This is a genomic window from Ruegeria sp. SATB027 (assembly GCF_059613825.1).
This window is the reverse complement of record NZ_JBXWTH010000077.1, coordinates 95,571-108,516: the sequence shown is the minus strand read 5'-3', so window position 1 is coordinate 108,516 and position 12,946 is coordinate 95,571. Positions and strand designations below refer to the sequence as shown.

Sequence of the window (12,946 nt, the reverse complement as noted above, 5' to 3'; positions counted from 1 at the left end):
TCGGTTAGTCTTGTCAAGACCCTCGTGCGAACTGCGATGGGCAAGCGGAGGAGAACGGACGCCCGTGTCAGGTGACGGAACTATTGGCAAAGCATGTGACGTGCTGGATCAGGTCGCCGCATTTCAGCGCCCTGTGCGATTTTCGGAGTTGCTGGACGGCAGCGGTTTTCCGAAAGCAACATTGTATCGGTTTTTGCAATCATTAACCAATCAGGGAATGCTATGTTACGACCCCGAGCGCCAAACCTACGCGCCGGGTATGCGTTTGGTACGACTTGCGCATGCAGCCTGGACCCAAAGCTCACTGGCCCCTATCGCACGTCCGTTTCTCGATATTCTAAGCCAGGAAACCGGAGAGACTGTGCATTTGGCGCAGCTTGATGCAGGTCAGGTTCTTTACGTAGACAAACGCAACGCGGCGCAACCGATCGAGATGTATTCCCAGGCGGGTAAGGTAGGCCCGGCATATTGCACGGGTGTTGGCAAGGCGATGCTTGCCTTTCTGAATGAAAGTGACCTTAACCGGGCAATTTCGCAGCAGAGTTTTCACCGCTTTACCGACAAGACTCTGACGTCCGGCAATGACCTGCGCACGGATCTTGATCGAATTCGCAGCAAGGGTTTTGCCGTTGATGACGAAGAACATGAACCCGGAATTATCTGCGTTGCCTGCCCCATTCTGACAACAAACGGTCGGGTCCTGGGCGCAATCTCGGTAACCGGCTCGACCCAACGAATGGATTTTGAACAACTCGAGGCATGGGTGCCTCGTGTGCGGCGGGTGGCTGAACAAATCAGCACTGAGGCACAGGCATGGCGTTTCCCTGAAACGCGACCAGACCTCGGCAATGACAGGAAGCAAGCGACATGACAGGTGTAACCCTGAATCAGGCAATCAAGCGGTACGGCCAGACGCAAGTCATTCACGGCATCGACTTGCAGATCGAAGATGGTGAGTTTTGTGTTTTCGTTGGCCCTTCGGGATGTGGCAAATCCACATTGCTTCGGATGATCGCGGGTTTGGAAGAAACGTCGGAAGGCCAGATCCACATTGGGGTTCGGGACGTAACCCACATGGACCCGGCCAAACGTGGTGTGGCGATGGTGTTCCAGACCTATGCGCTTTATCCGCATATGACCGTGGCGGAAAATATGGGCTTTGGGCTTCGCATGAACGGTGTCCCAAAGGCCGAGATCACCAGAAAAGTGCAGGAAGCCTCGAACATTCTGAAGCTTGACCAGTATCTCAAACGCAAACCCAAGGCTCTGTCGGGTGGTCAACGGCAGCGGGTTGCGATTGGCCGTGCCATCGTTCGCGGCCCCGACGTTTTCCTGTTTGACGAACCCTTGTCCAATCTGGACGCCGAGTTGCGCGTGGAAATGCGTGTTGAGATCGCGCGCCTTCATCAGGAAATCGGCGCGACAATGATTTACGTGACCCATGATCAGGTCGAAGCCATGACCATGGCCGACAAGATCGTCGTGCTGCGGGATGGTCGTGTTGAACAGGTTGGGGCTCCGATGGATTTGTACCGTGATCCCGACAACCGGTTTGTCGCAGGCTTCATTGGTTCGCCTGCAATGAACTTTCTGGAATGTGACTATGGGGATGGCCATGTCTCCCATCCCGCGCTAGGCAAGCCGTTGCCCGTTTCTGCGACTATCCCCTCCGGTCGGACCAAGGTGATATTGGGCATGCGGCCCGAACATATCCAGATTGACCGTTCGGCCGATACTTGCACCGTGGACCTGACCGAAGCCTTGGGCGGCGTTTCCTATTCATATCTACGGACGCCAAATGGTGATAAGCTGATCATTGAGGAACGGGACGACCAAAGAAGCAGAACCGGGGATCGGATCGGCATCGCCATACAGCCAGATCGTGTGATGTTTTTTGATCCAGAGACCGGGCAACGGTATCGTTAGCCACGACCTTCCAGCCCACGGGCAGTCTTACCCGTCCCAAGAGTTACACGACACTTTATCTGACCCGTGGCAAAACGCGCGGGCAGATGCGATTGATTCCAAGTCAAACGTGATTTAAGGGAAGCCCTGTCAAAACAGAGTCACCCAGGGGCTGTATCGTGGTTTAGCCCCTCTCACGCCACGCAATTGTGGTTGCAACTCTTGGATCGCACGCCCCGAAAGGCTTAAAAAAGGTAAAAGAATATGGCAGATAAATCGAACTTCGACATATTGTATACCATTGTAGACGAAGCGCCAGAGCTGGCCAGCGCTTCGTTCCTGCCCATCATCCGCAAGTTCGCATCTGCTGCGGGCGTCCGCGTTGGTACCAAAGATATTTCTCTGGCGGGACGTATTCTGGCAGCATTCCCCGAGAACCTTACCGACGATCAGCGTGTAAGCGACGATCTGGCGGATTTGGGCGATCTGGTGAAGACACCTGATGCCAATGTCATCAAGCTGCCAAATATCTCTGCCTCGGTTCCACAGTTGGTTGCGGCCGTCGAAGAACTGCAATCGCAGGGTTACGACATTCCGACCTACCCCGCAGAACCTGCAACGGATGAGGAAAAGGCGATCCGCGCCCGTTATGACGCGATCAAAGGTTCTGCTGTTAACCCGGTTCTGCGCGAAGGGAACAGCGACCGCCGTGCGGCGCGTGCGGTGAAAAACTATGCTCAGAACAACCCGCATTCGATGGGCGAATGGGCGTCGGCCAGCAAGACCAAAGTTTCGTCCATGCCGGCCAATGATTTCTATGCAAACGAGATTTCGGCCACCATCACCGCAGCACAAGCAGGCGATGCAAAAATCGAGTTTGTAGGTAAAGATGATGACGTCACCGTTCTGAAAGGCGGCTGGTCGCTGGAAGAAGGAACCATAGCCGACGCGACTTTCATGTCGGTCAAGGCACTGTCTGCGTTCCTTTCAGATGCCATTGAGGACACCAAAAGAGACGGGACCATGTTCTCGCTGCATATGAAAGCCACGATGATGAAGGTTTCAGACCCGATCATCTTTGGATATGCGGTCAAAGCCTGGCTGGCCCCCGTGTTCGAAAAGTTCGGCGCGGAACTGGATGCGTTGGGTGTGAACCCAAATTCAGGTCTGGGCGCGCTGCTGGAGCGCGTACAGGGTCATGCTGACATCATGGCGGCTATCGACGCGCTCAAGGCGGACCGTCCATCCATGTATATGGTGGATTCGGATCGCGGAATCACGAACCTGCATGTCCCATCGGATGTGATCATTGATGCCTCAATGCCTGCTGTGATCCGTGCCGGGGGCAAGGGCTGGGACCAGACGGGTGCCAAAGGTGACACCAACTGTGTGATCCCTGATCGCTGCTACGCGACCGTCTATGATGAGGCCATCAAGTTCTTCAAAGCCAATGGCGCGTTGAACCCGTCCACGGCCGGAGCCGTGGCGAATGTGGGCCTGATGGCTCAGAAAGCCGAGGAATACGGTTCGCACCCGACAACTTTCGAGGCACCGGCGGATGGTACAATTCGCATCGTTCTGGCCAATGGCGAAACGTTGCACAGCCATAGTGTCGAGGCCGGCGATATCTGGCGCGCCTGCACTGTCAAAAAAGCGCCGATCGAGAACTGGATTCAGCTGGCCATGGACCGTCAGCGTCTGACCGGTTCCGAGGCGATTTTCTGGTTGGACGCAAACCGGGCCCATGACGCGGAGCTTATCAAATATGTCAAACCAGCGCTTGAGGCTGCTGGCGTGGCCGATAAGTTTCTGATCATGGCCCCGCGTGAAGCGACCCGTCAGTCGTTGGAGACGATCACCGCTGGTAACGACTCGATTGCCATCACAGGCAACGTGCTGCGGGACTATCTTACTGACCTGTTCCCGATCCTGGAGCTTGGTACTTCGGCCAAGATGCTCTCCATTGTCAAACTGATGAACGGCGGTGGTTTGTTCGAAACCGGTGCCGGTGGCTCGGCGCCCAAACATGTGCAGCAGTTGGTCGAAGAAAATCACCTGCGCTGGGACTCGATGGGTGAGTTCTGTGCGTTGGGTGAATCGCTGAACTTCCTTGCTGACAGCAAAGGCAACGAGAAAGCGGGCATTCTGGGTGCGGCGGCCGAAGCAGCGACGCAGGGTATTCTGGACAACAACCGCTCACCCAGCCGCAAAGTTGGTCAGCCGGATAACCGCGACAGCCACTATTGGTTTGCTCGCTACTGGGCTGAGGCTTTGGCCGCCCAGTCCGAAGATGCGGAACTGGCTGCCGAGTTTGAATCATTGGCCAAGGATCTGGCCGCCAATGAAGCGCAAATCCTGTCCGAGTTGGCCGCAGCGCAAGGTAAAGCTGCGGATTTGGGAGGTTACTATCACACTGACCCAGCCAAAACGGCAGCGGTTATGCGGCCCAGCACAACGTTGAACGCAATCATCGGCTAATCGCTAACGGCAAAACAGGTGATCCCTCGCCTGTTCAAAACATGGAAAGGGACCGGCACAGTTGTGCGGTCCCTTTTTGTATCGCAGACACTGTGACGGAAAGTAGGGTCGGCAAAAGATTTTTGCATTTACAATGCTTTATAAAAAATTTGTTTGTACTTACGGGATTCCCCTAATAGCACGACAGCGCTGACTGCTTTAAACCTTGGATAACAGAGAATTTCACTGGTGATGCCTTAGGGCCTTATCACTCACTCAGAGAATGACCAGCATTTGGGGTGCTGCTCATTTCATTTTGGTTCTCAGGATTTTCCGGACAGCTCAGCAGTTCAACCATGGTTGAACACGAAATCGAGTGCTCACAAAAATACTGGAGACAGGGTTTTAGCCAACACGCCGGGGTTCTGGGCTGGCAATCGGCGCTTGTATTCTGTTCGCTCCGCTAACCGCAACACCCTTATGCCGCAGATAAGAAAGGCGACGCGCCTCACGCCGGGCGAGCGCCAGGGATTCCAGGATAAGCGCGCACACGATCGACAGCATGGTTCCGACAAAACCGGATACTGCGACAACCAAAGATGGAACTCGGTCAACCAACCCCGTTTCCAGAAACTCTCGGAAAACCGATACGAAAACGAAAAGCGACGGTAAGAAAATCAACAAGGCCAAAGAGAGGAAGAAAGCGATTGGTTTTTCGTCCTTGATCAGAAGGCCAATCATCTTGAGAATTCGCCACCCATCGGAATAGGTGGCTAGCTTGGAATTCGAATCCGGAAGCCGTGCGACGTATTTGGTCTCAATTTCTCCAATTGGCATGCGCATCTGCATCGCGTGTACCGTAAGTTCAGTTTCAATTTCGAAACCGTTGGAAACCGCTGGAAAACTTTTGACAAAGCGTCTGCTGAAAACACGATAACCGGAGAGCAAGTCGTTGATTTTGCTTTTAAAGAAGAACTTCACCAGCCCGCTGAACAAGGCGTTTCCAAGTTTATGGCCCCGCCGATAGGCTTGAATGTCGTCGTTTACCCGTGCGCCGTTGACCATATCAAGATTTCGAGAGACCAGCAGATTTATCAATTCAGGTGCTGCCATACTGTCATAGGTCGCATCCCCGTCTGCCATAACGTAGACATCCGCATCCACGTCCGCAAACATCCTGCGGACAACGTTACCTTTGCCCTGATATGTTTCAGAGTAGACCAGCGCGCCAGCTTCTTGCGCCACTCTCGCCGAGCCGTCCGTGGAATTGTTGTCGAATACGTAAATTACCGCCTCCGGCAGGGCGGCGCGGAACTGCTTGACTGTTTCACCAATGGCAACGGCTTCATTGTAACAGGGCAAGATAACAGCAATTTCCAAGCCCGGCCACGACGCCCGTGTCAGAGATCCACTTCGGATATTCAAGGCACCCTGTATCATATGTCACTCTTGCTCGCTCGGACGTGTCACTTGAAGGATGATTGCACTTTGTTCTCAAGATGCTGCGCGTATGAGGTATTTCTGAAGCAGATAAATGGCCGAATTTTGGCATCCGATTGAATCGCGCCGATAATTCAGCAAAAGGGGGCCGGTTCAAGAACCGGCCCCAAAGTTTCAGCTGAACCGAGGGATCAGTTCGAAGCTGCGTTCAACTTTGCGTTTTGCTCACGCAGCGTATCCGAGATGATCGCGTACCATTCACCGGATTGACGCATTTCGATCAGACCCTTATTCATCATCGCGATGTATTCGCGCGCGAACGGGTTGGTGCGATGCGCAAGGAAGCTCATCGACGACAGTGTGGACACATAGGGGTTCTCAACGATGTCAGCCGAAGTCAAACCCATGTCTTTCATTGTCGATGCGAACAGATCAACTTCGAATGCCGCAACATCTGCGGTTCCGGTCAATACAGCGTCAAGGCAATCACGGGCCGAGCTGGGCTGAACCACAGTCGTGTTCTCGCGGTTCAGTCCCTGCTCTTCCAGAACAACCATGCTCCAGCCTGCCATACGGCAAATGGTCGAGCCTTCCAGGTCCTTGAAGCTGGTCGCGCTTGCGTATTCGCTTTCCGGCAGTGTGAAGAAGCCGCCGACGATATCGTAAACCGGGACCGAAGCTACAAATTGAGTGCAGCGAGCTTCGGTTTCCGGGGACCATTCGTATGTACGGTTGGTACAATCAGGAACGGTCCATGCAATTGAAATATCAAAGGCACCAAGCGGCAACAGTGTATCCAGATGCGAACTCCAGTCGTCGACAAAGCTGACTGAATACTCACGGCTGTTTCCTGCCCGCTGAAGGCTGGTCGTTGCCAGACGGGTCATGATGCCCCCGCCATTCAGTGTTTCGGTTGTGAACGGTTCCCAGCCGTTACCAGCCACCATTTTGATCGGCGGCGCATAGACATTCGACCGCTTTACGCTGGCCGCGCGCTGTTCTTCAGCAGCGATGATTTCCTGCGCGCTTTGGCCGTTCGGCAGGCTACCGTCTTCACAGGGCAGGGCCAGCACCAGCCCAGGATTAAGAGCCCCCGGGTTTGTGATCGCGTTCCTGTTCGCGTTGAAGATTGGCTGGTAGTTCGAGGTGCCATAGGCGGCAATGGCGATGGTTGCCAATGTGTCACCATCTTGCACGGTATAGTTCGTGCACGCTTCCTGTGCAGCGGCGGCTCCCGCGCTCAGAGCTGTGATGGCAGTTGCCGACAGCGCCAGTTTCTTAATTTTCTCGTTAAACATTTCCACTTCCTCCAGACTTTTGTTTGTCAGGCCAGACGGGGCCTTATCCATTTTCCATTTGGTGACGCAGGGCGGTCGACACGATATCGCGCCATTCGCCTGACTGCTGCATGATTGCCAGACCCTGATTCAGCGTCTCTAAGATCGCTTCCCCATCAGGATTATCTTTGTGGGTCATGACATTAAGCGACTTGATCGCCGCCAGGTTGGGGTTTTCGATAATCCGGTGTTTATAGCCAAGCCGTGCGATGGCTTCCTCTGCCAGATGCGCTTCGATTGCCACGATATCGGCAGTTCCGTCCATCACAGCATGAAAGCAATCATCAGGCGATGTTGGCCGCATCAGCTTGATGACGGGTTCGTAAAGACTTACCGCGTCCATATGTGAAAGCGACCAGCCTTCCGGGCGGCAAATTGTTGTCCCGGCAAAGTCGGCATAGGTCAACGTCTGCTCGTACCCCGATCCATCGCGCGCAAAGAATGTATCCACGACTTCATAGAACGGGTTTGAGAAATTGTAGGTCTCACAACGATTGCGGTCACTTTCCGACAACGCTGCTGCATCTTCGCAATTTGGGCGGGACCACGGGAAGGTGCCGTCAAATGCAAGTGTTGGCATCAACAAATCCAGATGCGACGACCAATCGTTCACAAACTGAATTTTATACGCTTGTTCCGGCGCGGCCCGCAGCATCGCTGTCTCAACCAGATGCGTGTAAAGCCCCCGGTTGGGCAATGCTTCGTCCGTAAACGGAGCGTAGTTCCCACCGGTAATCAACAGCAACTGACGATCACGAATTTCCGGGCGCGTTTCAGCGTTAGCATTTCTGATCAGTGCAGCGGCTTCCGAGCGGGCTGCCTCAATCTCTTCTTTGGCAGCGGCCCGTGCAGCGACGACTGCATCTTCACTTGCCTTCTTTGCCTCAGCCTCTGCCGCCGCGACACGGGCTTCCGCTTCGGCCACGGCTTTCTCCGCGCGTTCTTCTGCCGCTTTTACCAGTTCTGAGGCCATTTCAGCCGCGAGGCGTCCTGCTTCGGTGTCGGGCAACTCAGGTGCGCGCCCGACATCTTCCAGGCAAGGCAATTTCAAAACATCGCCGACACGAATGATATTGGGATTTGTGCCGATAACATCCCTGTTCGCATCGTAGATTGGCCGATAATCTTCGGTCGCGTAAACTCGGATTGCCAATTCCCGCAGACTATCGCCACGTTGAATCTCGTAGCTTGAACATGCCTCTTGCGCTGACGCCGCGCCTGTGGCGGCGGCAAGTGCAAGGCTTGATATGAATAGGTGTTTTCTCATGGGTCCTGTTGCTTTGCCTGGTTATTTTCTCGTAAGTTTTGCGACTGCGATCGACAGATTGTCCTGATCGGGGTCGCCCTTGGCCTGCACTGCCAGTTGCAAGGCTTCGGCGATTTCCTGTGCTAGCTCCTGCTGATGCAGGCGCAGAACATCCTGAATCTCAGCGTCGCTAAGATACTGAAGCCCGTCGCTGCCAAGGATCAGAATATCAGCCGGAGACACGATCAGCGGGTCTTCAGGGCAATCCACTTTTGGAATAGCACCCCCCATGATCACCGACGTCAGTTGGTTCCTGTCCAGTCCCCGTGCTTCAGCTTCCGAAAGCTCACCAGCGGCCAGTTTTGCGTCGATCACGGGGGCCATCGAGTGGTCTTCGTTCACCTGTGTCAACTTGCCTTCGCGGAACAGGTAAAGGGGGCTGTCTCCGATCGAAATCCTGAACACACGCTGACCCAGAAAGAGGACACCCAACAAGGTGGAGCCCATGTTGAAACCCTGGCCCTGTGCCTCGTTATGGTCGGATATCGCTGCATTGGCTTGCATGGCTGCCAATGGCAGCGCGTCAATTGCGGCGCCTTCATTCAAGGTATCGGCTTCTAGCTCGGTATCCAGCGCGTTCCGCCAAGCGGCAATCACCATTTCCGAAGCCACTTCGCCCGCCTCGTGGCCACCCATACCGTCAGCGATCGCGATATAGCCCGCGTCCGATGCGTCGAACATGCGCGCAGCAATCGCGTCTTCCTGCGTTTCCCGCTGACCCTGGTTCAGGATCAGCGCAACATCATATGCCGGAGTCGCCAGCATCTATCAGGAATCCCGCCAATCAAAACCTTCATCGCAGAAGGCCATAAATCGGATTGATGTTTCACTGATGCGGATCAGATCACCGCTGGAGAGTGCGATTGTGCTCAGAACGGGTTTACCATTCAGGCGAACAAGGTTGGCCTTACCGCCATGCCCCAGATAGCATTTCCGATCTTCCGGGTCATAAGCAATAACAGCGTGGTTCGAACGTGAAATGCCCGTGTCGCCGAAATCCAGTTGGATCGCTTGATCATCGTTTCGGCCGATTTGCATCAGGCCTTCGGTCAGGGTGATGCTTGCGCCCCGTCCGGGACCTGCCGTCACCACCAGCCAACCAACCGGGAATGTTTCCTGAGCGGCTTCGGTTTTTGAGACAGGTTCTGATGTTTCGATTAATTCCTGAACATGCGTGTCCGCACGCTCAAACCCAAGGAACGTTGTTTTGACCCGCGAGCGACGGTCCTCGGCTGGGGCGGCAGGCGTGGGTTGAGCCTGTACGGCACCCTCTTCCACCACCGCCGGTTCTTGCACGGACGGGGCTGCAACCTCAGCTTCCACCGTTTCCGGCGCGCTCATTTCAGCTACATCCATGAGCGGCGCAACTTCATCCGGTGTTTCGGCAAGCTCGTCTGCTACATGCAAAGTGATGATTTGATCGTCCGAGATATCCTCGTCATCGTCGGGGTCGGCCATCAAGTTTTTGGTATCTTGGTCGTCCTCGTCAGTTGCATCTTCAACGAAGATGGACACTTCAACCGGCTCTTCCGTGTTCTCCGTCGCAACTTCGTCGAATTCCGGCATTTTCTCTTCAGGGATAAGCTCGTCTGTTTCCTCATAGGATTCAGACGTCATGTTTCCACCGGCCAGTGCGGCACGCAGCGCGTTGAAGTCTGCGATAGGCTCCTGCTTTTCGGTTTCAGGTGCCGCGCTGTCAGCTGCATGAGCGTTTTCAGCAACATCATCTTCTTTGGATTTACCGGCACCTTCGAGAAGCCGGCTCAGAGGGCTTTTGTATTTGAACATGGTGTCGACACCTTCGAATTGTTGGCACGGACCTTTTGTGCCATGGGGCTGCTACCTAACCCTGCGTGGAACAACGCAGAGACACTCAATTGAAAACATGGAAACTGGTACTCTCTGCGGCGGGCCGGTTCCCGCCGGGCGGCAAACTAAAAGCCACCCTCAGTAAACACACACTGGCAGATCAAAATTGAACCGGTTAGATCACTCCTGCGCTAACTGCATGGTCGCAGCTACCTCAGCACCGTTGCGCAATACGGTCAGCTTTGCCTCTGGCTGACTGTCGGAAACCAGCGCAGCCAGCATGCCATCAAGGCTTTCGGACGTATTCAATGTCATGTTGGTCTGGCTTTCGCTCAACAGAACATCGCCTTTTTGCAGGCTGCCTGTCGCCTCGGCTGGAACCGAGCTTACTTTTGTTTGCCACCCTTCACCTCCCGAGCTGCTGACTGTGAACGAGTAACCGTTCTCCAATCCGACCGAGCGCAGCACAGGCAGTGCCAGCAGGCCATTCTGCGCGCGGGTCTTTCCAAGCGGCCGGTAGCGGGCTGCAACCCGTGTAAAGCCGTCTGGGTCGACGCTTAGCTTGTCCAGGACTTGCGCCGCGAAAGAGATGTCCTGACGAACCGGGTTGCCGTTCAGAGTAAAGATCACAACTCCGAGTTCCACCCATTCGCCGATAACGCTCATGTCCTGATTGGCGTCCACACCGGTAACCGCAATAGTTGCACCTGTTGCGGTCCGGCGGCGGGACGTCTGGAAGGGGATTTCAACATCCCAATGGTGGAAAGATACCTGTTGTTCGACCGGAGTGCCGGAAGCGGCTACGGTTTTGGGTTCGTCCACAACGGCCGCAACCTCTTGTTCTGCAGGTTGTTCCTGGGCATCGGCAGTCTCGGTAGCTTCGGACGCTGTTTCTACAGCGGTTGGTTCCGCAGGTTCAACTTGCGCCTGCTCGACAGGCTCTTCTGGTTCAGGTTGTTGCTCTGAAGCGACCGTGACGTCGGGTTCAGGTGTTTCGGCCAAGGGTTCTTCCACCGCGGGCGGTTCTGCTTCGGCAGTTTGTGTGGTTGCTTCAGGCAGCGTCGTCGTAACCTCGGCTTGTTCTTCACCTTTGTCGCCGGACATCACGAAGAAACCGCCTGCGGCCAACGCTGCCACAAGCACTGCTGCACCAGCGATCATCTTGCCGCTGCCACCGGATCCGCTCTGAACCACGGTATCAACAGCGACCGGTGTTTCCGCTTTTGCAGAAATCTTGGCCATCTCGGGTTCATTCTTTTTTTCGTTTTCACGAACAACGTCCGAGTTCCCGGCGAGCAGAGCCGTCACAACCGCTTCGGCATTTTCACTTTCGGCCTTGATCCGCGCCTTTTCTTCTTCCTTGTCCTTGCGATCCATGCCGACAATCACGGAAACCGGGCGATAGGCGAATGTATCAAACATCACGCCAGGGCCGCGGAACATGCGCAGCCAATCCAGGGCTGTCTGCAACCGGTCCGTTGCGTGTACTTCCATTGCCTTGTCGATTGCTTCGAGGAATCCGTCGGGGTATCCGTCAAAGCGGCCTGCCAATGGGGTATAAGGGTCGTCCTGCCCGTTGTTGAATGCATTCAGGCGGCTCTGGCCGTCTACCGGGCGTTCACCACTGATTGCGTGATACAGAGTCGCGGCCAAGACATAGAGGTCACTGCTGGGCCCTTGTTCGGCACCACGGACGTAAAACTCGTGCGGCGAATATCCGTCTTTTATGACGCGCAGGGTCAACAATGCGGCCGACTTGTTTGCGGCTTGCTCACGCGCGGCACCGAAGTCGATCAGGACCGGGTTTCCGTTTTCGTCAATCAGGATGTTATCGGGTGAAATGTCACGGTGCAGCATCCCGCTTTGGTGGATGAACGACACCGCGGACAGCATCTTTTCCGTGACTTGCACGATAAAGTCAGGACCACCGTCGTTTTCCGGATTTTCAACATAGTCCAGCAGGTCGCAACCACGGATCAGATCCATAGCGATATAGGCGGTATCGTTGTCTTCGAACACCTGATGAACGTCGACGATGTTCGGATGCACCAGACGCGCATGATTGCGGGCTTCCTGAATAAACAGGTCGATAATGGCGCGCAAATCATCCTTGTAGGACGGGTCGTTCGGCTCAACCAAGTCCCCGTTGCGACGGCACAACGCACCGGGGAAACATTCCTTGATCACGACATCACGCTCCAGGCTGTCGCGTGCTAAATAGGTGATCCCAAATCCGCCGTTGCTGAGATATCGGAGGATCTCATACTGCCCGCGCAACAGCTTTGCGCCCGGTTGCAGTCCTTCAATTTTTGGTTCGTCGTGCGTTGCACCGACAGCCTGGTTGTGGCTCATATTAATCCGCCCGTTCTACTCATTTTGCGGCTTAATTAAACAGGGCCGGCAGCCCACGAACTCACAACCAAAAACAACCGCAGGACACTTGAGAACGGTTAGACGTTTCAAATTTGACTTTAATGGGGCCGCCTGATGGCTTCACTAAGGATCGTTTTTTTGATTATGGCATATATGGTGTTAGCGCGGAACAATAACACAATATATTGATTAACGGGGTGGAATAAATGAAAACTGACGACCCCAAATCGGTCCCTTGGTCTACGAATTCGAAACAATAAAGGGCCGATTCTTCGGCCCTTCGAATCGCTGAACAGCGCTTCAATCCTGATGGAAAGTG

The 12,946-nt window shown here is 54.7% G+C and carries 9 protein-coding genes; 3 read left to right on the top strand and 6 right to left on the bottom strand.

What is annotated here, in order from left to right; translation table 11 throughout:
• Window positions 1-64 precede the first annotated feature (64 nt).
• The 3 genes from AC2FPW_RS19645 to AC2FPW_RS19635 all read left to right on the top strand — a co-directional run bounded on the left by AC2FPW_RS19645 (window position 65) and on the right by AC2FPW_RS19635 (window position 4,383).
• The gene (locus AC2FPW_RS19645) at window positions 65-871 is read left to right on the top strand and encodes an IclR family transcriptional regulator (RefSeq protein WP_480833230.1); all 807 of its coding nucleotides are present in this window, start codon (window positions 65-67) and stop codon (window positions 869-871) included.
• Window positions 868-1,926, top strand: a complete 1,059-nt coding sequence (locus AC2FPW_RS19640) for an ABC transporter ATP-binding protein (RefSeq protein WP_496815045.1) — start codon at window positions 868-870, stop codon at window positions 1,924-1,926. The genes AC2FPW_RS19645 and AC2FPW_RS19640 overlap by 4 nt, the downstream gene beginning before the upstream one ends.
• A gap of 243 nt (window positions 1,927-2,169) precedes the next feature.
• Entirely contained in the window at window positions 2,170-4,383 is a 2,214-nt protein-coding gene (locus AC2FPW_RS19635) for an NADP-dependent isocitrate dehydrogenase (RefSeq protein WP_496815044.1), read from the top strand.
• A gap of 384 nt (window positions 4,384-4,767) precedes the next feature.
• Here the strand turns inward: AC2FPW_RS19635 and AC2FPW_RS19630 are convergent, their stop codons facing one another.
• The 6 genes from AC2FPW_RS19630 to AC2FPW_RS19605 all read right to left on the bottom strand — a co-directional run bounded on the left by AC2FPW_RS19630 (window position 4,768) and on the right by AC2FPW_RS19605 (window position 12,606).
• Window positions 4,768-5,802, bottom strand: coding sequence for a glycosyltransferase family 2 protein (locus AC2FPW_RS19630; protein WP_496815043.1), 1,035 nt, complete (start codon window positions 5,800-5,802; stop codon window positions 4,768-4,770).
• 191 nt (window positions 5,803-5,993) lie between these two features.
• Window positions 5,994-7,100 carry a transporter substrate-binding domain-containing protein gene (locus tag AC2FPW_RS19625; protein WP_267366224.1) on the bottom strand — a complete coding sequence of 369 codons (1,107 nt, stop codon included), beginning with the start codon at window positions 7,098-7,100 and terminating at the stop codon, window positions 5,994-5,996.
• Window positions 7,101-7,143: 43 nt separating this feature from the next.
• Window positions 7,144-8,406, bottom strand: a complete 1,263-nt coding sequence (locus AC2FPW_RS19620) for a type 2 periplasmic-binding domain-containing protein (protein WP_480910975.1) — start codon at window positions 8,404-8,406, stop codon at window positions 7,144-7,146.
• Window positions 8,407-8,427: 21 nt separating this feature from the next.
• Window positions 8,428-9,210, bottom strand: coding sequence for a PP2C family protein-serine/threonine phosphatase (locus tag AC2FPW_RS19615; protein ID WP_267366226.1), 783 nt, complete (start codon window positions 9,208-9,210; stop codon window positions 8,428-8,430).
• 3 nt (window positions 9,211-9,213) lie between these two features.
• Window positions 9,214-10,233 carry an FHA domain-containing protein gene (locus tag AC2FPW_RS19610; protein ID WP_496815042.1) on the bottom strand — a complete coding sequence of 340 codons (1,020 nt, stop codon included), beginning with the start codon at window positions 10,231-10,233 and terminating at the stop codon, window positions 9,214-9,216.
• Window positions 10,234-10,434: 201 nt separating this feature from the next.
• The gene (locus AC2FPW_RS19605; protein WP_496815041.1) at window positions 10,435-12,606 is read right to left on the bottom strand and encodes a protein kinase domain-containing protein; all 2,172 of its coding nucleotides are present in this window, start codon (window positions 12,604-12,606) and stop codon (window positions 10,435-10,437) included.
• Window positions 12,607-12,946: the final 340 nt, after the last annotated feature.

Coding starts and splice junctions, on each gene's coding strand:
- AC2FPW_RS19640 (WP_496815045.1), top strand. CDS start 868: ATGACAGGTGTAACCCTGAATCAGGCAATCAAGCGGTACGGCCAGACG.
- AC2FPW_RS19635 (WP_496815044.1), top strand. CDS start 2,170: ATGGCAGATAAATCGAACTTCGACATATTGTATACCATTGTAGACGAA.
- AC2FPW_RS19630 (WP_496815043.1), bottom strand. CDS start 5,802: ATGATACAGGGTGCCTTGAATATCCGAAGTGGATCTCTGACACGGGCG.
- AC2FPW_RS19625 (WP_267366224.1), bottom strand. CDS start 7,100: ATGTTTAACGAGAAAATTAAGAAACTGGCGCTGTCGGCAACTGCCATC.
- AC2FPW_RS19620 (WP_480910975.1), bottom strand. CDS start 8,406: ATGAGAAAACACCTATTCATATCAAGCCTTGCACTTGCCGCCGCCACA.
- AC2FPW_RS19615 (WP_267366226.1), bottom strand. CDS start 9,210: ATGCTGGCGACTCCGGCATATGATGTTGCGCTGATCCTGAACCAGGGT.
- AC2FPW_RS19610 (WP_496815042.1), bottom strand. CDS start 10,233: ATGTTCAAATACAAAAGCCCTCTGAGCCGGCTTCTCGAAGGTGCCGGT.
- AC2FPW_RS19605 (WP_496815041.1), bottom strand. CDS start 12,606: ATGAGCCACAACCAGGCTGTCGGTGCAACGCACGACGAACCAAAAATT.